19 protein-coding genes are annotated in these 20,422 nt (G+C 62.8%); 3 read left to right on the top strand and 16 right to left on the bottom strand.

Features of this window, described 5'->3' with window-relative positions:
* Window positions 1–21: 21 nt before the first annotated feature.
* Genes ACQRBV_RS06975 through ACQRBV_RS06920 form a run of 12 tightly spaced genes read right to left on the bottom strand, consistent with a single transcriptional unit; the run spans window position 22 to window position 10,836 of the window.
* Window positions 22–2,334, bottom strand: a complete 2,313-nt coding sequence (locus ACQRBV_RS06975; protein WP_411985062.1) for an MMPL family transporter — start codon at window positions 2,332–2,334, stop codon at window positions 22–24.
* Window positions 2,324–3,007, bottom strand: a complete 684-nt coding sequence (locus ACQRBV_RS06970) for an outer membrane lipoprotein carrier protein LolA (RefSeq protein ID WP_411985063.1) — start codon at window positions 3,005–3,007, stop codon at window positions 2,324–2,326. Before ACQRBV_RS06970 ends, ACQRBV_RS06975 begins: the two co-directional genes overlap by 11 nt.
* The gene (locus ACQRBV_RS06965; RefSeq protein WP_060755184.1) at window positions 3,004–3,429 is read right to left on the bottom strand and encodes an acyl-CoA thioesterase; all 426 of its coding nucleotides are present in this window, start codon (window positions 3,427–3,429) and stop codon (window positions 3,004–3,006) included. Before ACQRBV_RS06965 ends, ACQRBV_RS06970 begins: the two co-directional genes overlap by 4 nt.
* Window positions 3,422–4,963 (bottom strand): HAL/PAL/TAL family ammonia-lyase, encoded by a 1,542-nt coding sequence (locus ACQRBV_RS06960; RefSeq protein WP_060755183.1) that lies wholly within the window; start codon window positions 4,961–4,963, stop codon window positions 3,422–3,424. Before ACQRBV_RS06960 ends, ACQRBV_RS06965 begins: the two co-directional genes overlap by 8 nt.
* On the bottom strand, window positions 4,947–5,882 hold the full coding sequence (locus tag ACQRBV_RS06955) for a glycosyl transferase (RefSeq protein ID WP_060755214.1): 936 nt from the start codon (window positions 5,880–5,882) through the stop codon (window positions 4,947–4,949). Before ACQRBV_RS06955 ends, ACQRBV_RS06960 begins: the two co-directional genes overlap by 17 nt.
* A complete protein-coding gene (locus tag ACQRBV_RS06950) occupies window positions 5,879–6,613 on the bottom strand; it encodes a glycosyltransferase family 2 protein (protein WP_060755182.1) in 735 nt (244 codons plus the stop codon). Before ACQRBV_RS06950 ends, ACQRBV_RS06955 begins: the two co-directional genes overlap by 4 nt.
* Window positions 6,606–8,276: an AMP-binding protein gene (locus ACQRBV_RS06945; RefSeq protein WP_411985064.1), complete on the bottom strand. Its 1,671-nt coding sequence runs from the start codon at window positions 8,274–8,276 to the stop codon at window positions 6,606–6,608. The genes ACQRBV_RS06950 and ACQRBV_RS06945 overlap by 8 nt, the downstream gene beginning before the upstream one ends.
* Complete coding sequence (locus ACQRBV_RS06940; protein WP_090367243.1) at window positions 8,273–8,818, bottom strand: hypothetical protein; 546 nt, start codon at window positions 8,816–8,818, stop codon at window positions 8,273–8,275. Before ACQRBV_RS06940 ends, ACQRBV_RS06945 begins: the two co-directional genes overlap by 4 nt.
* Window positions 8,815–9,069 (bottom strand): acyl carrier protein, encoded by a 255-nt coding sequence (locus tag ACQRBV_RS06935; protein WP_060755179.1) that lies wholly within the window; start codon window positions 9,067–9,069, stop codon window positions 8,815–8,817. Before ACQRBV_RS06935 ends, ACQRBV_RS06940 begins: the two co-directional genes overlap by 4 nt.
* Window positions 9,070–9,078: 9 nt before the next feature.
* The gene (locus ACQRBV_RS06930; protein ID WP_060755178.1) at window positions 9,079–9,348 is read right to left on the bottom strand and encodes a phosphopantetheine-binding protein; all 270 of its coding nucleotides are present in this window, start codon (window positions 9,346–9,348) and stop codon (window positions 9,079–9,081) included.
* Window positions 9,326–10,138 carry a lysophospholipid acyltransferase family protein gene (locus tag ACQRBV_RS06925; protein ID WP_411985065.1) on the bottom strand — a complete coding sequence of 271 codons (813 nt, stop codon included), beginning with the start codon at window positions 10,136–10,138 and terminating at the stop codon, window positions 9,326–9,328. The genes ACQRBV_RS06930 and ACQRBV_RS06925 overlap by 23 nt, the downstream gene beginning before the upstream one ends.
* On the bottom strand, window positions 10,114–10,836 hold the full coding sequence (locus tag ACQRBV_RS06920) for a beta-ketoacyl synthase chain length factor (protein ID WP_244701703.1): 723 nt from the start codon (window positions 10,834–10,836) through the stop codon (window positions 10,114–10,116). Before ACQRBV_RS06920 ends, ACQRBV_RS06925 begins: the two co-directional genes overlap by 25 nt.
* Before the next feature lie 336 nt (window positions 10,837–11,172).
* Between ACQRBV_RS06920 and ACQRBV_RS06915 the strand changes: the two genes are divergently transcribed.
* Window positions 11,173–11,943, top strand: coding sequence for a ParA family protein (locus tag ACQRBV_RS06915; RefSeq protein ID WP_060755175.1), 771 nt, complete (start codon window positions 11,173–11,175; stop codon window positions 11,941–11,943).
* A gap of 226 nt (window positions 11,944–12,169) precedes the next feature.
* Here ACQRBV_RS06915 and trxC read toward each other — a convergent pair whose 3' ends face one another.
* Entirely contained in the window at window positions 12,170–12,604 is a 435-nt protein-coding gene (gene trxC / locus ACQRBV_RS06910) for a thioredoxin TrxC (protein ID WP_060755174.1), read from the bottom strand.
* A 236-nt stretch (window positions 12,605–12,840) separates the two neighbouring features.
* Between trxC and ACQRBV_RS06905 the strand changes: the two genes are divergently transcribed.
* Window positions 12,841–13,137, top strand: a complete 297-nt coding sequence (locus ACQRBV_RS06905) for a type II toxin-antitoxin system HigB family toxin (RefSeq protein WP_060755173.1) — start codon at window positions 12,841–12,843, stop codon at window positions 13,135–13,137.
* Entirely contained in the window at window positions 13,134–13,535 is a 402-nt protein-coding gene (locus ACQRBV_RS06900) for a helix-turn-helix domain-containing protein (protein ID WP_060755172.1), read from the top strand. The genes ACQRBV_RS06905 and ACQRBV_RS06900 overlap by 4 nt, the downstream gene beginning before the upstream one ends.
* A 5-nt stretch (window positions 13,536–13,540) precedes the next feature.
* Here ACQRBV_RS06900 and selO read toward each other — a convergent pair whose 3' ends face one another.
* From selO to ACQRBV_RS06885, 3 genes are read right to left on the bottom strand one after another with little or no spacing between them, the layout of a single operon-like run.
* The gene (selO, locus tag ACQRBV_RS06895) at window positions 13,541–15,004 is read right to left on the bottom strand and encodes a protein adenylyltransferase SelO (RefSeq protein ID WP_411985066.1); all 1,464 of its coding nucleotides are present in this window, start codon (window positions 15,002–15,004) and stop codon (window positions 13,541–13,543) included.
* A gap of 48 nt (window positions 15,005–15,052) precedes the next feature.
* Window positions 15,053–18,391, bottom strand: a complete 3,339-nt coding sequence (gene mscK / locus ACQRBV_RS06890; protein WP_090367235.1) for a mechanosensitive channel MscK — start codon at window positions 18,389–18,391, stop codon at window positions 15,053–15,055.
* A 49-nt stretch (window positions 18,392–18,440) separates the two neighbouring features.
* Window positions 18,441–20,183, bottom strand: coding sequence for a potassium/proton antiporter (locus tag ACQRBV_RS06885; protein ID WP_060755169.1), 1,743 nt, complete (start codon window positions 20,181–20,183; stop codon window positions 18,441–18,443).
* Window positions 20,184–20,422 lie beyond the last annotated feature (239 nt).

Raw genomic sequence — 20,422 nt, 5'->3', positions numbered from 1 at the left:
CCACTTTGGCGATAACGGTATTCATAAGGCATGTTTGTGTTGCCCGGCCCAGGGCGCCAGCATAGAGCTGAACGCCAGGCCCAGGCTGACCGACAGGCCGAAATTGCTCACGGCCGGTGTACTGGACACCGCCAGCAGGCCGAACGACAACCACGTCGTCAGCGCGGCCAGCAGCGTCCCCAGAAGACTCACGGCCGCGCCGCCGATCTGCTCGCGCATCAGGATGGCGTAGTCGACGCTGATGGCCGTGACCAGCAGCAGGCCGAACAGGCTGAACAGGGTCAGCGGCTGGCCCAGCCAACCGAGGCTGGCCAGGCTGCACAGGGCCGCCAGCAACGGCAGGGCGACAATGCGCAAGGCACCGCCGAAACCGAACGGCAGGATCAGCAGCAACACGATCAGCACGCAGGACATCAGTTTCAATTCGGCGGCGCTGACCTGCGTGTCGGCAAACACCCGGTTCAGGTCGCCCAGGCGGTCGACCAACTGCACGCCGGGCAAATCCTGTGCTTGTACGCGCAGCAACGCCGGGTTGTTCAAGCCTTGCAGGCTGACCATCGCCGCGACGCCACCGTCCACCGGGCCCAGCCACAGGGTGCGCCAGGGTTCCGCCAGCGGGCCTTTGAGCGCCGCATCGATGTCTTCGGTAGGCAACGCCTGCAACTGCGTGACTTCGGCCTGCAGGGCGCTCGCCGGGATGCCGAGGTCCAGCAGCGGTTGCCAATGCTGCGCCAGGTTGTTCAGCCCCTCGCGCAGTTTTTGCTGTTCGGCGGGCAGATTGACCAGTTGGTTGAGCGCCAGGTAGCCCTGGAGCTTATTCATGTTTACCAGTTGATCCAGGCGCTGGCCCAATGCGGCCTGGCGCTCCAGCAACTGCTGCTGGTTCTCTGCCCGCACCAGGAAGAACTGGCTGGTCGGCTGAAAACCGGTGATGCGCGCCACGGCCTGGGCTTCCTGCAGCAATTGCGGCGGTGCGCCGATCCACTGGCGGATATCGTTCTTGCTGCTCAGGTGCCACAGGCCGCCGGCGCAAAACAGCAACAGCAGTACCAGCAACACCGGGCTCGGTACGCGTTTGAGCAGCGCTGTACGCGCTTGCCACAACACCTCGGCAATACGCAGCGGCCACTGCGCGGGGCGCAGTTCCACGTTCTTGAGCAGCGCCGGCAGCAGGCACACGGCCGACAGATACGCCCCCACCAGCCCGGCGGCGGAAAACACGGCGATTTGTGTCAAGGCGGGAAAGGGCGTCCAGGCCAGCGCCAGGTAACCGATGCAACTGGTGGCCAGGCTCAGGCTCAGCCCGGGCAGGGTGATGCGTAACGCCGGCCAACTGCGCCACGGGCGCATGCTCCAGCTTTTCGACAGGTAGTGCAGCGGGTAATCCACCGCCACACCGATCAGGCTGGAGCCCAGCACCAGGGTTATCACATGCATGTGGCCGAACAGCGCGACACAGGCCACCGCGCCAAACAGCATGCCTGCCAGCACCGGGACAAACGCCAGCAGTACGCGCCAGCGGCGGAACGCCAACAACAGCAACAACAGGATACCCAGGGTGGCGCCGCCGCCGACCCAGGTGATCTCCCGCGTGGCTTGCTGCTGCCCATTGGCCGCGTAGAGCAGGCCGCTGGCGGCGAGCAGTTGTGCGCCCTGTTCGCCTGCCTGTAGGCGGCTGGCCTTGAGCAGATCCGCCACTTGCAGCGGTAGTTTCATATCGAAGGCATTGCCGGTGGTGCGCGCACGCAGCAACACCCAGCTTTTGTCGTCGGCATCGGCGATCAGCGCGCCGCTGCCGATATCCAGCTGCACCGAGCCATGTTGCGGCTGGCTGCTCTGGATGCGCCCGGTCAGGCCCAGCCAATCGTCCTGGCTCGGCACCAGGCTGAACCCGCTGAAGGGGTCGAACAGGGCCTGCACGCGCTGCTGGATAAACGCGTCGGGATGGTCGATCAGTTGCTCGCGATCCTTGGCCGCGAGCATCGCCAGCCGCCCGCGCAGCAGCTGTTCGCGCAGTGCCGGCAAGTCGGCTTGCAGGTTCCATTGCACCTTTTCAAACAAGCCGCTGGCCTGCCAGCGTTCGCCCAGTTGCTGCGCTACGTTCACCGCTTGCTGGCGGTCGGTATGCCCCACCAGCACCAGCATCTCGCGGTTCAACGGTTCCTGCATGCGCTGCTCGGCTTGCAGTTCCAGGGCATCCGGCGTGTTGCCCGGCACCAGTTCCATCAGGTTGGCCGACAGCGGCGCACCGTGGCGCCACTGCCAGCCGGCCACGGCCAGCACGGCCACCAGCAGGATCAGGAACAGGCGCGGCAGCAGGCGCTCACTGGGCAAAGTCGTGTTGCTCCGCGTCAGTCAGGGGCAGGCTTGCAGTGCTGTCCTGCATGCGCAGCACGGTGCTGTCACCCTGGGTTTCGAGCAACTGGATGGTCTGCACCAGCTCGCCGCCGTCAATGTTGATCTGGGTGAACACTTGCTTGAGCAACAACGAGCGTGGAACCAGCGTCAGCTTCCACTGGTTGGCTTCGCCTTGCAGTTGCAGTTCAAAGTCGCGCTGCAAGCCGCTGCTGTCGCCCTGGAGCACCGCAAGGAACAACCGGTTCTGCTCGGCCCCGGCGCTCTTGTTCGGCAGCAGTTGCCAGCCACCGGCGTCACGGCGGGCAATGCCCTGGGCGCTGATGCGGTAGTCCTGTTGCAACGGGGTTTTGAGCAGCCACAGCAGGCCGTGGTCTTTGGCCAGCACGAAGGTGCCTTTGCTGATCAGCGGCTGGGGCAGGGCGCGCAGGTGTTTTTCCTGGGTGAAGCTGCCGTGGATCACCGATGGTTTTGCCAACTGCTCGCTTAGCTGCTGCAGGTCAAAAGCATGAGCACTCAGGCTTAGCAGCAACCCAACCCCTGTAGGAGCGAGCTTGCTCGCGAAAAACCTGAGGGCGCGGCGCAGTGTCAGGCAGCCCGTATTCACGTTGACGATTTTCGCCGGCATGCCGGCTCCTACAGGGGATCTCATTGCAGGGCCCTCTCGACGGCGTCGGTGAAGACTTTGGGCGAGGCCAGCTGCATCTCGCGGCTGGCGATTTCCACGGCCACTTGCACGGTGCTGGCGCGGGTCATGCGCTCGCCGCTGGCCAGGTCGGTAATCAGGTAGTTGACCTTCAAGCGGTTCTCCCATTCCACCAGGCTGGCGCGCACATTGAGGGTCTGGCCAAAGGTGGCGCCGCGCACGTAGCGTAGTTGCATATCGATCACCGGCCAGGCGTAGCCCGATGCCTGCATCTGGGTGTAGTTGTGCCCGAGTTTGTCCAGCAACGCACAACGCGCCACTTCCAGGTACTTCACGTAATGCCCGTGCCAGACCACGTGCATGGTGTCGATGTCGAAAAACGGTACGAGGATTTCAGTGTCGCAATGCAACACGCCCTGGCTACGCATGCAGCCTCCAGTGTTGCTCGGCGATACGTTTGAGGCACAGGCGCAGCTCGCCTTCCAGCGCTCGATCCTCGATGACCGGCGGGAAGTCTTTGCCCAGTTCCTCGTGCATGGCGGCCAGGGCCGGCGGCAGCGGCCGTGCCTCCTCGGCCTGGGCGCGCAGCCATACGCCCTGGTTGGCGGCGAGCAAGGTCGCGGCGGCGACTTGTTCGGTCAGCTCCAGCACGCGGATCGCGTCGCGGGCGGCGATGGTACCCATGCTCACTTTGTCCTGGTTATGGCACTCGGTGGAGCGCGAGAACACGCTGGCCGGCATGGTGTTTTTCAGCGCTTCGGCGGTCCAGGCGCTGGTGCCGATCTGCACGGCCTTGAAGCCGTGGTTGAGCATGGCGCGGTCGGCCGGTGCGCCGGACAGGTTGCTCGGCAGGCCATGGTTGTAGCGCACGTCCACCAGCAGTGCGAGCTGGCGGTCAAGCAGGTCGGCGACATTGGCCACCAGGGTCTTGAGGCTGTCCATGGCGAAGGCGATATGCCCGCCGTAGAAGTGCCCACCGTGCAGTACACGTTCTTCTTGCGCGTCGATGATCGGGTTGTCGTTGGCGCTGTTCAGCTCGGTCTCGATAAACGCGCGCAGCCAGCTCAGGCTGTCGGCCAGTACGCCGAGTACGTGGGGGGCACAACGCAGCGAATAGCGGTCTTGCAGGCGGTGCAGCGGCGCGGTCGGCGCGTCGATTGCCAGATCCTTGCGCAGCCAGGCGGCGACTTGCATCTGCCCTGGGTGCGGTTTGGCGGCGAACAGGCGCTCGTCGAAGTGCTCCGGGTTGCCTTGCAGCGCCACCACGTTCAGCGCGGTAATGCGTGTGGCCAATTGCAGCAGGTAGTCGGCGCGGGAGAAGGCCAGGCAGGCCAGGCCGGTCATTACGGCGGTGCCGTTCATCAGCGCCAGGGCTTCCTTGGGGCGCAATACCAGCGGGGTCCAACCCAGTTCGCGGTGTACGTCGGCCGCCTGGCGGCGTTCGCCACGGAACATCACCTCACGTTCGCCGGATAAGGTCGCCGCCACGTAAGACAGCGGGGTCAGATCGCCGCTGGCACCCACCGAGCCTTCCTCCGGGATCAGCGGCAGTACGTCGTGTTCGAGAAAGGCCTGCAGGCGCTCCAGCAGTTCGACGCGCACGCCGGACACCCCATGGCACAGCGACTGCAACCGCGCAGCCAGTACTGCGCGGGTGGCCTGGGCGTCGAGCAGCTTGCCCAGCCCGCAGCCATGAAAGGTATACAGGTGACGGGGCAGCGCCTCGACGTGTTGCAGCGGCACCGCCACCACGCACGAGTCGCCGTAGCCGGTGGTCACGCCGTAGATCACGCCCTCCTTGTCCAGCAGCGAGTCGAGGAACTGCGCGCCCTTGGCGATACGCTGGCGATACGCGGCGTCGTTCTGCAACTGCGTGGGCGCCTGGCGGTTGGCCAGGGCTCGCACGTCTTCAATGCGCAGAGCGCGTTCGCCAAAGGTTACCGGCTCAAGATGCGTCGTCATCGGTCTTCCAGAAAGGGTAAAAGTTGAACCATTGTCGGGGCGCTTGCAGGCAGAACTCGCCCAGGCGTGCGGCGTAGCGCGCAGTCCACTGGGCAATCACCTGCTCGCGGGTGCTGCGCTTCCATTCGATCAATTGGGTGAAGGGCTCGATGGTCAGGCGATAGCGGCCGTCGTGCTTGAGGCACATCAGCAGGTTGACCGGGCATTTGAGCAGGCCGGCCAGCAACCACGGACCTTGGGGGAAGGCGGCATCCTGGCCGAGGAAATCCACCCGCACCTTGCGCCCACCGTGCAGCGGCACGCGGTCGCCGGCAATCGCCAGCCACTCGCCCTCGTCCAGGCGCTGGCTGAGCAACAGCATGGTGGCCGGGTCGAGTTCGCTGACCTGGATCAGACGCAAATGGGTCGCCCCGGCTTCACCCAGCAGGCGGTTGAAACGCTCGGCATGCTTGGTGTGCACCAGCACGTTCATGGTGACTTGCTCGCCGATCTCCGCCAGGGCGCGGCACACTTCAAGGTTGCCCAAGTGTGCGCCCACCAGCATCTGCCCGCGCTCGCCGCGCAGTTGCCCACGCAATTGTGCCGGGTCGTCGATTTCGATCTGTTCGATGCGCAGCTTGCCGTTCCACACATCGAGCTTGTCGAGCAAGGCGTCGGCGAAGGCCATGAACTGACCGAACACGCTTTTATGGGTGGGTTGCAATTCGTTGCGGCCGCTCCAGTACGCCAGGCGCTGCTGGTACTCCCAGGCACTTTGGCGGGCCGTGCGGCCGAAGAGGAAGAAGTACAACACGATGCCGTACAGCAGGGGGCTCAGCAGGCGACGGCCCAGGACCCTGGCGGCGACAGCGGTGAGTTTCATCAACCAGAAACTGCCGCGCTCCTCGCGGTCGGCCCAATGTTTGTGGCTGTCGTTCATGCCTGCCACCGCCGCCACAGGATGATCGGCGCCCGTACCAACATGCCGAAGAACAGCCGGGTATGCATGGCCGAGATACGCACGTTGTCGCGGAACAGGCGGAAGTGCGACAGGCCGTCCGCGGGGTAATGCACCTGGGTCGGCAGCCAGCGCATCGGCTGGTTGCGCCAGGCCAGGCGCACCAGGATGTCCGAGTCGAAATCCATGCGCGTGCCGATGTAGGCCGAGTCCATCAGGGCCAGCGTGGGCGCCAGCGGGTACACGCGAAAGCCACACATCGAGTCGCGAATCTGCAGCGACAGGGTGTTGATCCACACCCAGACGTGAGTCAGGTAGCGTGCGTACAGGCGGCCCTTGGGCACGCTCTCATCGTATTCGGGATAGCCGCAGATCACGGCCGTTGGGTGGGCGCGCGACGCGTCAAGGAAGGCCTCGACTTCCCGCAGGTCGTGCTGGCCGTCGGCATCCACCTGCAGGGCGTGGCTGAAGCCCAGGCGTGCAGCCTCGCGAAAACCGGCCATGACCGCGCCGCCTTTGCCCTGGTTGCTCGGCAAGGTCAGCAGGGTGACCGACTCCAGCGTCGCCAGTTGCGCCAATACGGCCGCGCAGGCCGGGCTGCTGCCGTCATCCACCAGCAGGCACGGCAGGCCACTGTCCAGCAGGCTGTGGACCACGGCCGGCACGGCGGCTTCATGGTTGTAGACCGGGATCAGGGCGCACGGCTTATGCATGGGCGGTGACCAGCTGGATGCGCCCGCTGGAGCAAGCGGCAACGCCGTTGCGGTAGGCGAAATACAGTTTGCCGCGTTCCGGGTCGAAGCGCAGGTGCAGCTCGATCTGGTCACCGGGGCGTACCAGTTGCTGGAACTTGAGCACTTCCATGCCGGCGAACGTCGTGGGCAGGTCCATCAGCTGTTGGCCCAGGTTGAACGCCCATTCCACCTGCACCACGCCCGGTAGTACGGGCGTCGCGGGGAAGTGGCCGCTGAAATAGGCCAGGTCCGGTGGGACGCTCAGTTGCAGGGTCCATTCGCCATCGGTTTCGACTTGCTCCAACACGTGCGGCGCTTTTGGCCGTGGGGCGAGCAACAGGGCCGTGACATCGGCCTGGGGCAGCTTGCCCTGGGCGTTCAGCGGCAACTGGCGCAGCAAGCGCCAACGGCGGGGCAGGGCCAGCGCCTCGCAATGTTGGCTCAAGTGCTGGCGCAGGGTTTGGGTCAGCGTGCGACGTCCCTGGTTGCGCAGGGCGCGCAGGCCGTCGGCACTGAGCACCACCAGCGCGCCGAGGGATGCGCGGTTTTCCTGCACCACGCCCAGGCGGGTTTCGGCAACCCACGGGTGGGTCATCAGTGCCTGTTCCAGCATGGGCAGGGAGATGCGTTTTTCTTCCAGCTTGACGATGCGGTCCAGGCGGCCGAGCAATTCAAAGCGGCCATCGGCGTGGATCCGCGCCGCGTCGGCGGTCTGTTCGATATGACCGGCCGGCAGATAGGGCGAAGCAATGCGCAGGGCGCCCTCGGCATCCTGGCTCAGTTGCACATCGGCAAAGGGTTCCCACGGCTGTGCGCCTTGGCGCCAGGCGATGCCACCGGTTTCCGAACTGCCGAGGATTTCCGTCGGCCATTGCTGCAGGCGATCGTAAAGCTCGCCGGCCGCCTCGATGGGCAAGGCGCCGCCGGACGAAAACACCCGTGATACCTGGCGCAACGCGGGCCAGTCGAGGTTGTCGCCCATGCGCTTGAGCAGCGCCGGGCTGGCCACCCAGGCAAATTGCGAGTGTTCGCGGCTGGCGCGTTGCAGGTCTTCGGGAAAGGCCAGTTGCTGGCGCACGAAGCGGCGCCCGGCATACAGCGGCCATAGCACACGGAACAGCAGGCCGTAGATGTGTTGGGTGGCGACACTGCCGATGATGCAGGCGTCTTTGAGGTCCGCGCCCCACAGGGCCTCCAGGGCCTCGACTTCGTTGGCCAGTTGGCGCAGGGTTTTGTCGATACGCTTGGGCTCACCGCTGGAGCCGGAGGTGCACAGGCTCAGTCGGCAGGTGTCCAGGTCGAGCGCGGCGGGGCTCAATGGGGCCTGGTACAACGCATCCAGATCAGTCGGCTCAACCAGCCATGTATCCACTGAGTCGTCCCAGCGTTGGCGGGTCTGGGGTTGCAGGTCGGCAGGCAGCAGCACACTGACCCCGGCACGCCAGGCGCCCAGCAGGGCAATCGCCAGTAAGCCTGCGTCTTCCAGATGTACAGCCAGGCGCTGGATCCCACGCGCTTGCAGGCCCGCCGCGAGGCTCAGGGCGTGTGCCCACAGCTGGGCATGATTCATCAGCGGCTCGCTGGTCACCCAGCGCTGTTCCAGCGGCTCAAGCAGCAAGTGCTCAAGTTTCAAACCTTTCATACGCGGCCTCGAACCCTTTGTCGTACCAGCCATTCCACGGCAAACAACAGCCCCATCAGCCCGTAGGCGATCAAGCCGTTGTACAACGTCCACCAGCTCAGCGGCGCCCACAGCGTGAGGGCGGCGGCCAGCAGGCCATTACACAGAAAAAACACGCTCCAGACCACGGTGACCTGGCGCGTATAGACCACCGCTTTGGGCGGCAACTGCGGCTCGGTCATGCGCGCCAGGCGCTCGACCACCGGCGGGCCATACTTCAGGCTAAGGCCGAACAGCGCCAGCATGAATGCGCTGACCAGGCTAGGGTACCAGCGCAGCCACTGCGGGTTGTCGAACCAGGCCAGCAACAGGCAGAACACAATCACCGTCACGGCCATCCAGCGACTGCCGGGGCGCCGAGCCGCAGTGAGTGCACGCAACAGCCACAGGCTACCCAGCAACAGGCCGAACTGCCATGGCGCAAAGTGCTCGGTGCCGTAATACACCGCAAAGGGGTACAGCAGCCCTGCCAGCAACAGGCCAAGGCCGATCAACCGGCTCATGCGGCAGGCGTGACCAGACGGTACACCGCCTCTACCACGTCGTTCACGGTACGCACCGCCTTGAACTCTTCGGCGGCGATCTTCTTGCCGGTCTGGCGTTTGATATGGTCGATCAGGTCCACGGCATCGATGCTGTCGATTTCCAGGTCCTGATACAGGTTGGCCTCGAGGGTGATGCGTTCCGCGGGCAGTTCAAACAGTTCCACCAAGGCATCGCGCAGGGTGTTGAAAATATCGTCACGAGTTTGCATGGTACGGTCTCAAGCTGCCTGTCTGGCTGTGACGAACGCCGCAAGGCTGGCCACGTTGGTGAAGTGATTGCGGGTGTCCTTGGCGTCGGCGTCGATCTTGATACCGTACTTTTTCTGGATCGCCAGGCCCAATTCCAGGGCGTCGACCGAGTCCAGGCCCAGGCCTTCGCCGAACAGGGTTTGTTCGCTGCCGATGTCGTCGGCGCTGATGTCTTCCAGGCCCAGGGCCTCGATGATCAACGTTTTTATGTCGTGCTCAAGGCGTTGTTGGTCGCTCATCTTCGGCGAGCTCCTTAATGAAATAGTGGTGCAGGTAATCGTTGAGCTTGCGTGAAGCCTGGGGCGCAGGCCCAAGAGCGGCAAACGCTTGTGGTTCTATATCGGCACCCACCCGCAAACTGAAGTGCACGCGGCATTTGGGGATGCGGTACCAGGGTTCGGCCTTGGTCAGGGTGGTCGGGCTGACCTTGATCACCACGGGGGTAATGATTGTCGCACCGCGCAGTGCAATGGCGGCGCCGCCGCGATGAAAGGCGGGTGCCGCGCCGGGTGGGGTGCGGGTGCCTTCGGGAAAGATGATCAGGGTCTGGCCTTCGCGCAGGGCAGCGGCAGCGGCATCGAGCATTTCGGCGCTGCCATCATTGCTGATATAGCCGGCCTCACGCACAGGCCCACGGGTGAAGGGGTTTTGCCACAGGCTCTGCTTGACTACGCAGTTGGCCTGGCGCACCAGGCCGATCAGGAACACCACGTCGATCAGCGACGGATGGTTGGCGATGATCATCTGGCCCGGGCGGCCGAGGTTTTCAGCACCTTCGACGCTGTAGGTCAGCACGCCGGCGCGTTGCATCAGGCGGATAAACAGCCAGAACAACCTGCTGATGGTCAGGCGCGCACGGCGCTGATGTGTGTCGGCGCTGCCCGGCAGACAACTGAGCAACGGAAATACCAGCAACCGCAGGCACAGCCCGCCGAGGCCGAACAGCGCGAAGCTGGCGGCGGTGGCGAACAGGCGCCAGTAGTAGGCGTCCCGCGGTTTGCGGGTCAGGGCTTGCGTTGCCAGTTCCATACACGGTTCTTCCAGGCATGTTGGCAGGCGTCCTGTCCGTTCAGCAGGGTGCGCAGCAGGTTCAGGGCGTGGGGCCACGGTTGGGCGGTGCTGGGTTGGACAGTGCCGGTGGTGAGTTCCAGCTGCCACTCGTCGCCCGGCGTCAGCAACAGGCCCAGAGCGTAGGGGAAGGGTACGTCGTGGATCCAGCTGGCATAGGCTTCGGGCGGCTGTTCTTCGGTGATCACCAGCAGCACGGCCGGCGCCCCTTCGTCGAGCAGTGCGGCGGCTTCCAGCACGCCATGCTCCAGGCCATCGCCGGCGGCGGCGAGGGCGGTCATTTCGCTGGTTTCATTGCGCAGGATCGACCACAGGCCAATCACCGCGTTATGCACCGACAGGCTGAACTGGGTGGGCGACAACGGCTGGTCGTTGGCCAGGTCGCTGAGGATATCGAGGGTGCGCGGGGTTTCGCCGTGGCGGGAGATAAAGACCAACGGCAGGTCCTGCAGGCCCTCGGCCAGCGGCCAACCCACGCTGAACGCCATGCGCGCCAAGCGGCTCAGGCGCCGGCGCTGCATGGCCGGGAGGAATGACACGTCGGGGGAGGCTTCGCTGGCAGGCAGCAACACCGGGGCCAGGCACCATGTGCGCCAGGCATCCGCGCTCTCGAGGCCAGGAGCCCATGCGCGCCATTGGGCGATGTTGAAGTTGATCACTGAGACGTTATCCCGCCCCTGCGGGCTTCCATGTGCGGCTGTTGGCCCCGAATACCGGGACAGGGAGCAACGGCCGAATGGCGCGCATTATCCCGGTGGCGTGGGGTTCTAGCAAATTTTGGTAAAAATTTGTGCACGTCGATTACAAATCAGTCGTGGAGATTTGCGGATTGTCCTTTACGCGGTGCTCGTTGGGGCGTCGGACGCGTCCCTTTCATTTGTATGCGAGGTCTTGGAATCGGCGTGTAATGCACGGGTCAACGGATGAACGAGGTAGCTAACAGGCGCTTTTGCCCTCTACACTCGGGACATTCATTGATACACGGAGGTTTTTCCATGCGGCGCGTGGTGTTCAATCAGAAAGGCGGTGTGGGCAAGTCCAGCATTGCCTGCAACCTGGCGGCGGTCAGCGCCAGCGAAGGCTATCGAACCCTGTTGGTGGACCTCGATGCACAAGCCAACTCAACCCAGTACCTCACCGGGCTGACCGGCGACGATATCCCCATGGGCATCGCCGATTTTTTCAAGCAAACCCTGTCTTCGGGGCCGTTCTCCAAGAAAAACCAGGTGGATATCTACGAAACCCCGTTCGACAACCTCCACGTGGTCACCGCCACCGCAGAATTGGCGGATTTGCAGCCCAAACTTGAGGCCAAGCACAAGATCAACAAGCTGCGAAAACTGCTGGATGAGCTGGGTGAAGATTACGATCGGATCTACCTGGATACTCCGCCGGCCTTGAATTTCTATGCGGTTTCGGCGCTGATTGCTGCTGATCGTGTGTTGATTCCGTTCGATTGCGACAGCTTCTCGCGCCAGGCACTTTATGGCCTGCTGGCGGAAATCGAAGAGTTGAAGGAAGACCATAACGAAGGCCTTGAAGTGGAAGGCATTGTGGTCAACCAGTTCCAGGCCCGGGCGAGCCTGCCGCAGCAAATGCTCGACGAGTTGATCGCCGAAGGCTTGCCGGTGTTGCCGGTGTACCTGGCCAGTTCCGTGCGCATGCGCGAGTCGCACCAGGAGAGCAAGCCGCTGATCCACTTGGACCCACGACATAAGCTGACCCAGCAGTTTGTGGAGTTGCATAACCTGCTGGAAAACGCGTGACCTGAGGGGCAACACAAAACTCATGTGGGAGGGGGCTGATCCCCTGGTTTATACGCCTGGACGAGCAATAACCTCTCCGCCCTAAATCTCTAGGTAAAACGCGGTCAAATGTGGGAGGGGGCTTGCTCCCGATGGCGGTGGGTCAGCCGGCACAGGGGCTGCTGATAGCCCGCTATCGGGAGCAAGCCCCCTCCCACATTTGGTCTGCGTTGTTCTTGAGGTTGGGTCAGATGCCCTGGCTGCGCAGCCAATTCATCAACTGCGGCAATGGAAACGCCCCACTCTGACGCGCCACTTCACGGCCGTTCTTGAACAGGATCAAACTCGGGATCGAGCGAATCCCCAACTGCGCCGACAATTGCTGGTTGGCTTCGCTGTCCAGCTTGGCCAGCCGGCACTTGCCCTGCAGTTGCCCTGCCGCCTGTTCAAACACCGGTGCAAACGACTTGCACGGCCCGCACCAGTCGGCCCATACATCCACCAGCAATGGTAAATCCCCCTTGATCTGGCTGGCGTAGTCGCCTTGCTTCAGCTCGAAAGGCTTGTTCAACAAAACCGGTTGCTTGCAGCGCCCGCATTTGGGTGCATCACCCAGGCGTTCGCCGGGGATGCGGTTGAGGCCGTTGCAATGTGGGCAGGGAATGACGAGAGGTTCGGACATGGATGCGCTCCTTGGGTGTGGCCAGTGGAGTGTATTTGGAGTCAAGTCTGGGGGTTATCAAGGTTGGAAGAGGAGACTTATCCGCTCACAGTTTTGCCTGTGTCGATCTGAGTTCGGCTGCCTAGGCTGCTAAAGCCGGTTTTGTTCTGAGCCGTTGGTCTGTTTGTGGCTATAGCAAATTGCGATAGTCGCAATTCGAGCTTAGCCTTCATAGCAAGATGCGATAAGGATGTTGCATGCGAGTCATCAGTGAAAAAAGGATCTGGGAAGCCAAGGAAAAGTGGCCGCGCTCAGCGATGGCGTTGGATCAGTGGTATCGCGTAATCAAGCGCAACTCCCCCAAAGACTTTGCGTCGATGAAAACCATGTTCCCCGCCACTGACAAGGTCGGAGAGTTTCACGTGTTTGATATCGGGGGTAACAAGCTGAGGCTGATTGCATGCGTGGCGTATCAGGTGCAGCGCGTTTACATCAAGCATCTGCTTGATCACCGCGATTATGAGAAAGATAAATGGAAGGAAAAAATCAGATGAGCGCACTCATGCGAGTAGCGGCTGAACACTGGCAGTTCGTTTCGCCGGTGCTGCGCAAACCAGAAAGCGAGGCGGACTATGATGCGCTGGTGTGCGGTTTGGACGAGTTATTGAGCCTGATCGGTGAGGTTGAAGACAGCCCTCTGATGAGCTTGGTGGACATTCTCAGCGACTGGATCGAAGCCTACGATCAAAAGCATCGCCCAATGCCCGTCGCCAGTGGCGTCGATGTTCTGCGATACATGATGCGCGAACATAACCTTACCCAGAGCGACTTGCCGGGCGTCGGCGCCCAGTCCGTGGTTTCTGAAATACTGAGCGGAAAGCGCCAGCTCAACGTGCGGCAAATTCGTTGGCTGGCTGAGCGTTTTGGCGTTTCAGTAGAGACCTTTATCTAAGGGCTTCAAGACGAACAACTGATCTCCAGATGCTTACCCCAATCCGGTGGTCGCTGCGCGTATTGCTCCATTCCCGCTTGCGCCTCGAACGGCTTGGAAAGCACCTCATGCAGCCGCCGCACTTCGCTGTAATCCCCGGACTCGGCGGCGGCAATAGCGTTTTGCGCAAGGTAGTTGCGCAAGATGTACAGCGGGTTCACCGCATGCATCCGCGCACGGCGCTGTTCTTCGCTGCCGTCGCCGTCGCGTTCAACACGGGCCTTGTACTGCTCGGCCCAGGCGTCAAACCCGGCCAGGTCGACAAAATCATCGCGCAGACGTGCCACTGCCACCGCCGCCGGCTCATCCCCCAGGCGGCGGAAGAACAGCGTGTAGTCCACGCCGCTGTTCTGCATCAGCTTCAGCAGGCGTTCGACCAATTTCTGGTCATCATCTTCGGCGGTGGTCAGCCCCAGCCGGCGACGCATTAGGTCCAGGTAGTGCGCCTGATACAGCGGCAGGTACAGGCCAAGGGCTTCTTTCAACGCGTCGACGCTGATAAACGGGGTGAGCGCCTGGGCCAATGCGCTGAGGTTCCACTGCCCGATCGGCACTTGGTTGCTGAATGAGTAACGCCCTTCATGATCGGAGTGGTTGCAGATGAAGTGCGCGTCGAAATCATCGAGAAACGCAAACGGCCCGAAGTCGAAGGTAATGCCCAGGATCGACATGTTGTCGGTGTTCATCACCCCATGGCAGAAGCCGTAAGCCTGCCATTTGGCGATCATCTCGGCGTTGCGCTCGACGATTTCGCGGAACATTGCCAGGTACGGTTCGGGCTGTTCCCGGCACTCGGGGTAATGCAGGTTCAGCACATGTTCGGCCAACTGCGCCTGCTGCTCGGGCTTCTGGGTGTAGTAGAAATACTCGAAATGCCCGAAGCGGATATGGCTGGGCGCCAGGCGCAGCACCATCGCGCCACGCTCCTGTTTTTCACGCCATACCGGTGTGCTGGAGCCGATCACGCATAAGGCGCGGCTGCTGGGGATGCCCAACGCATGCAGGGCTTCAGAGGCCAGGAACTCGCGGATCGAGGAGCGCAACACGGCGCGCCCATCACCCATCCGTGAGTAAGGCGTCATGCCGGCGCCCTTGAGGTGCAGGTCCCAGTGCTCGCCCGCCTCGTTATACACCTCGCCCAGTAACAGCCCACGGCCGTCACCCAGTTGCGGGGTATAACCGCCGAACTGATGCCCGGAATAGACCATCGCCCGTGGTTGCGCCTCGGCCCACAGCTTGTGGCCGCCAAACAGCTCGGCGAACACCGGTGTGTCGGCCACGGCGGGGTCAAGGTCGAGCAGGGCCATGGCGGCGTCGCTGGCTACGACCAGGCGCGGTTCGTCGAGGGGTTCAGGCAGTACGTGGGTCGAAAACGCGTCGCCCAGGCGTGCGAAACGGTTGTCGAAGGTCAGTTCGTCGAGGGCTTTCACCGGCCATCTCCAGCAGAATGTCCGAGCATTCTGCTGGGGATAACGCCGTTAGTCGAGTTTGCTGGGCGGCGGTTCTTGCACACCGCCGTCGTTGGCGGGCTGGGTCGGCGGGTCGACTTCCACCAGTTTGTATTCCTGGCCATGCAGGTTTTTCAAGTAAACCTCCATCTGGCGGAACGAAATGTTGATGTGCTCTTTCTTGAACTCGCGGTTGATAAAGCGGTTCACTTCGTCGATCACCGGGTTGCGGTCGCCCAGGTCACGCACGTGCATGCGCAGTTCGTGGTCGAGGGTGCTTTCGCCGAAGTTGAGGAAGTACACGTGCGGCTCCGGCTCCTTGAGCACCCGCGGGTTTTCGCGGGCAGCCTTGAGCAGCAGCTCTTTCACGCGGTCCAGGTCGGAGCCGTAGTCCACGCCCAGTTTCAGGGTGACGCGGGTGATGGTGTCGGTCAGCGACCAGTTGATCAGTTGCCCGGTGATGAATGTCTTGTTCGGGACAATGATGTCTTTGCGGTCGAAGTCGGTAATGGTGGTGGCGCGGATGCGGATCTTGCTCACCGTGCCCGACAGGTTGCCGATGGTAATGGTGTCGCCGATGCGCACCGGGCGTTCGAACAGGATCATGATGCCGGAGATGAAGTTGGCGAAAATCTCCTGCATCCCGAACCCCAACCCCACCGAGAGCGCCGCCACCAGCCATTGCAACTTGTCCCAGCTCACACCGAGGGTGGACAGGGTAGAGACGAAGCCGACGCCGGCAATCACATACGACAGCAAGGTGGTGGTGGCGTAGGCGCTGCCCTGGGCCAGGTCCAGCTTGGACAGTACCAAGACTTCCAGCAGGCCGGGCAGGTTGCGCGCCAGGGCGAAGGTGATGCCGACGATGATCGAAGCGCCGAGCAGGTCGCCGATGCTGATCGGCACCATGCTGATGTTGGCGCCGGTGCCGCTGGTGTATTCGTAGAGGGTCACGTTGTCCAGGTAGGAGAACACGGTGATCAGGTCTTTCCACACCCAGTACAGCGCCGCAATGAAGCCGCCCAGCAAGGCCAGGCGGATCAGGCGCATGGATTGTTCGTTGACCTGCTCGATATCCAGGGTCGGTTCTTCGATCACGGCTTCGCCATCACCGGCTTCCTTGGCGGCCTGGCGTTTGGCCAGGGCCCGGGCATAGGCCAGGCGTCGTGCGGCAACGCCCAGGCCGCGTGCGAAAGTGGCCTCGATGACCAGCCAGAGCATCAGCAGGTACAGGGTGTTGATCAGACGGTCGCTGAGTTTGAGCGCGGTATAGTAGTAGCCGAAGCACACCGCGATAAACAGCGCGATGGGCAGGGCGGTAAACACCAGCCCTACGACTTTTCGGAACAGCGAGGCTTTTTCGTGAGTTGGGCTGTTCAGCAGCAGGCGACCGAGCAGCCAGGCCATCAGTGCGTAACAGGTCAGTACCACGCCGATGCCCAGCACGTCGTCGGCCAGCGCCGCCGGTTGATGTTCGGCGATGGCCACCACGGCAACCAGCGCCAGTACGACCAGCCCGAGTTTGCGTATCCAACCCTGGAGAAAGGCCACCTGAGGCCGCTCCCAGCGGAAATGCAGTTCAGCCACACCGCCCGGCGCGAGAATTCTGTAGGCGGTGTAGAACACCAGCCACGCTTGGGCAATCAGCAGCAGTGCGACGCCCAGGTTGGCGTTTTGCCCGCGAGCGTCGATCTGCAGGGCATAGCCGCACAACGCCAGGCCCAGGGAGACCGGCAATGCCAGCAGGATATTGATCAGGATCGCCTGCGGTGTGTGCCACTGGCTGTCGCGCTTGAAGTGGCCGATGTCCAGGTGGACCTTGTTCAGGCGCTGGTACAGGGCTTTGCGTCGCCACAGCAAGGCACCGATCAACAGCAGCAATGGCAGGAACAGCAGCGGGCGTTGAGTCAGGCCGTCATACAGTTCGCTGACGCTGGAGGCCCAGGGCAGCGTGGTGATCTGCTTGCTCAGGTGATCCGGTACGGTTTCCAGCCATTCGGTATCCAGCGGCTTGTTGCTGGGGATCCAGAACATTTGCTCATCCAGGGTCGCGCGCAGGTTGCTGGCGGTGCTGAGCAGTTGTTTCTGGTTCAGTTGCAGGGTGATGGATTCATTGAGCAGCGCGCTCAGTTCCCGGCTCAGGCGCTCCAGCAGGTCGCTGCGCGTGATCGCCAGTTCCAGCAGGGTACGGCGCAGTTGCGGGGTGACTTCATCCGGCGGCTGGTTGGCCAGCAGGTTATCGACATAGCTGCTGGGGGTGCTGATCAGCTCGCGTTGCTGGTTGACCTCGAACTGGTACAAGCGAATGTTGGCGATGTCGTCTGCCAGGTTGCGGTCGACGGTCAGGCGCGGCAACGCCTGTTTTTGTTTGTAGAGGATCTTGGACAGCAGCAGGCTGCCCTTGAGCACGTTGATTTGCTCGTCCAGGGCCGAGTCGCTTTGGGTCACGGTGTCCAGTTGCTGTTTGGTCTCCAGGTTCTTCTGGGTCAGGTCGTTGAGGCGGTCGGTACTTTTGAGCAGGTAGTCGGAGAGTTTGAGGTTGGCTGCGCTCTCGGAGGCCAGCAGGCTGCTGCTGCCGGCTTTTTGCGCTTCGATGGACTGCTGGGTCACCGTCTGTTGGGACTGGGCCAGGCGCTTCTGGTTGATCAGGGTTTGCAGGTCCTGGATCTCTTGTTCCAGGCGGGCGGTCTTTTCGACCACCAGATCATGCTGGCTGTTGCCCAGGTCTTGCAGTTGGCTGTTGCCGGCCAGTTCCTGGCGGCGCAGCGGGATCAGCGCATTCAGGGAGGCGAGTTCGGCATTCAGCTGGTTGCGCTGGTCGCCGCTGAGGGTCTTGCCGTTGTCTTTACCAAGCTTGAGGGTCGCGTTGATCTGCTGGATACGCGTCTGGCTGTTGCTGATTTCGGTCTGGGCGCGCTCGGGGCGGGTCTGGGCGGCGATGGTCAGGCTGTTGGCGTCGGCCAGTTCCTTTTGCAGGTCGCCTTGCTGGGTGGAGCGTTGCACCAGCAGTTGCTCAAGCTGCGGCACCGGCAGGCTCGCGTAGCGCTGCGCCACCGGGATGATTTTGGTGGCCTTGAGCCGCACCAGTTCGCGCTGGTTTTCGCTGGTCTGGCGCGGAGCGTCTTCCAGTTGGCGCTTGAGGTCGATGAGGCGCTGCTCGTAATCCTGCTTGTTGCCCAAAAAGGTCAGGGTCTGTTGCAGGATGGTCTGCAGCGCCTTCATATCGGCATCGGGCAGCTTGCGGTCGGGCAGCTTGTCCAGGCTTTGCTGGATGGCGTCGGCGCTGGGCGGCTCGGCGGCATGGACGATGCCGACACACAGGGTCAGGCTCAGCAGGGCAGTGGCGAGATAAGTGCGCAAGGTTGGCATAGAGACCGGTCGAGCAAGGTGAAGAATCGGGGCATTGTGGCCCCGCAGTTTAGAGGAAGAGTCCGGGGCCCGGGCGACTTCCTTCGGGAAATCTGACGCCGACTTTACCAATCTTGTTCCCGTCCATGACAGCGACGGTCCAGATGGTGTTGTTCCATTCCACCTGGTCGCCGACGATAGGTGCGCCGCCGACTTTCTGGGTGATGAAGCTGCTCAGCGGCATGTCCGGGTCGATGCCTTCGAGCTTGAGGCCGTACAGGGCCGACACCGCGCCCAGCTGGGCGTCGCCTTCCAGGACGAAGTCGCCGAAGAAACGCAGATCCAGGCCGCGTTGCGGCGCCTGGCTGAACAGTTTGCCCAGGGCTGGCAGGTTGTGTTCGTGACCGATCACGCAGAGCAGATCGTCGACTTCAAGCACCGTACTACCCGACGGATGGAGCAGTTGCTGGCCCCGGAACAGGGCGGCGATCCGCGTGCCCTCGGGCATTTTCAGTTCGCGCAGGGCGGCGCCGATGCACCACTTCTCCGCGCCCAGGCGGTAGACAAACAACTCCCACTCACTGGTGACGTGTACTTCCAGCGCCGCACGGGAGATCGGTGCCGGTTCCGGCGGTACGGTGACCTTGAGCAGTTTGGCCACCCACGGCAGGCTGGTGCCTTGCACCAGCAACGAGACCAGCACGATAAAGAACGCCAGGTTGAAGTACAGCTGCGCATGGGGCAGCCCGGCCATCAGCGGGAATACCGCGAGGATGATCGGCACCGCGCCGCGCAGGCCGACCCAGGCGATAAAGGCTTTTTCGCGACCATGAAACGCCTTGAACGGCAACAGGCCGACGATCACGGATAGCGGCCGCGCAAACAGAATCATCCACAGCGCCAGGCCCAGGGCCGGCAGGGCAATCGGCAGCAAGTCGTGGGGCGTGACCAGCAGGCCCAGCACCAGGAACATGCCGATCTGTGCCAGCCACGCCATGCCGTCGAGCATATGCAAAATGCCATGACGGCTGCGCACCGGCCGGTTACCGATGACCAGGCCGCACAGGTACACGGCGAGGAAGCCGCTGCCATGCAGGGCGTTGGTCAGGGCGAATACCACCAGGCCGCCGGCGATCACCAGGATCGGGTACAGGCCGGTGGCCAGGTTGATGCGGTTGACCATCTGCAGCATCAGCCAGCCGCCGCCCAGGCCGATGATGCCACCGATGCCGAACTCGCGGATCAGGTGCGTCAGCAGGCTCCAGTGCAGGCCGGTCTGGCCGCTGGCGAGCATGTCGATCAGGGTCACGGTGAGGAACACCGCCATCGGGTCGTTGCTGCCGGACTCGATTTCCAGGCTGGCGGTAACCCGTTCGTTCAGGCCCTTGCCGCCCAGCAGCGAAAACACCGCGGCGGCGTCCGTGGAGCCGACGATTGCGCCGATCAGCAAGCCCTGTATGAGATTCAGGTCAAATAGCCAGGCCGCCGCCATGCCCGTCAGGCCGGTGGTAATCAACACCCCCACCGTGGCCAGCGATAACGCTGGCCAGAGTGCCACGCGGAAACTCGCCACCCGCGTGCGCAAGCCGCCGTCGAGCAGGATCACGGCCAGGGCGAGGTTGCCCACCAGGTAGGCGGTCGGGTAGTTGTCGAAGATGATGCCGCCGCCATCCACGCCGGCGACCATGCCCACGGCCAGGATGATCACCAGGATCGGAATCCCTAAGCGGGACGAAAGGGAACTCACCAGAATGCTCGCACCCACCAGCAACGCGCCGATCAAGAACAGGCTGTTGATGGTCGTTGCATTCAAAGGCAGTACTCCAGGGCTGGGAAGACGGGCGCAAACTGACCATGCAGTCTGCGTGCCAGCGATTCTAACCTGTTGAATTGCTGCGCTGTCAAAAGCTTTTCGGCAGGCTCCGATACAAACAATTTCCCTGTAGTGAGCGGGCTTGCCCCGCGCTGGGTGGCAACGCCGCCCCAACAAAGACACCGCGGTATTTCAGAAGGACCGAGGTGCCTGGGTTCGGGGCGGCTGCGCCACCCAGC

The sequence above is a fragment of the Pseudomonas sp. R11F genome (genome assembly GCF_050312575.1).
GTDB lineage: Bacteria > Pseudomonadota > Gammaproteobacteria > Pseudomonadales > Pseudomonadaceae > Aquipseudomonas > Aquipseudomonas palleroniana.
Note: the sequence above shows the minus strand (reverse complement) of the source record. Positions and strands in the feature narration are given on the sequence as shown.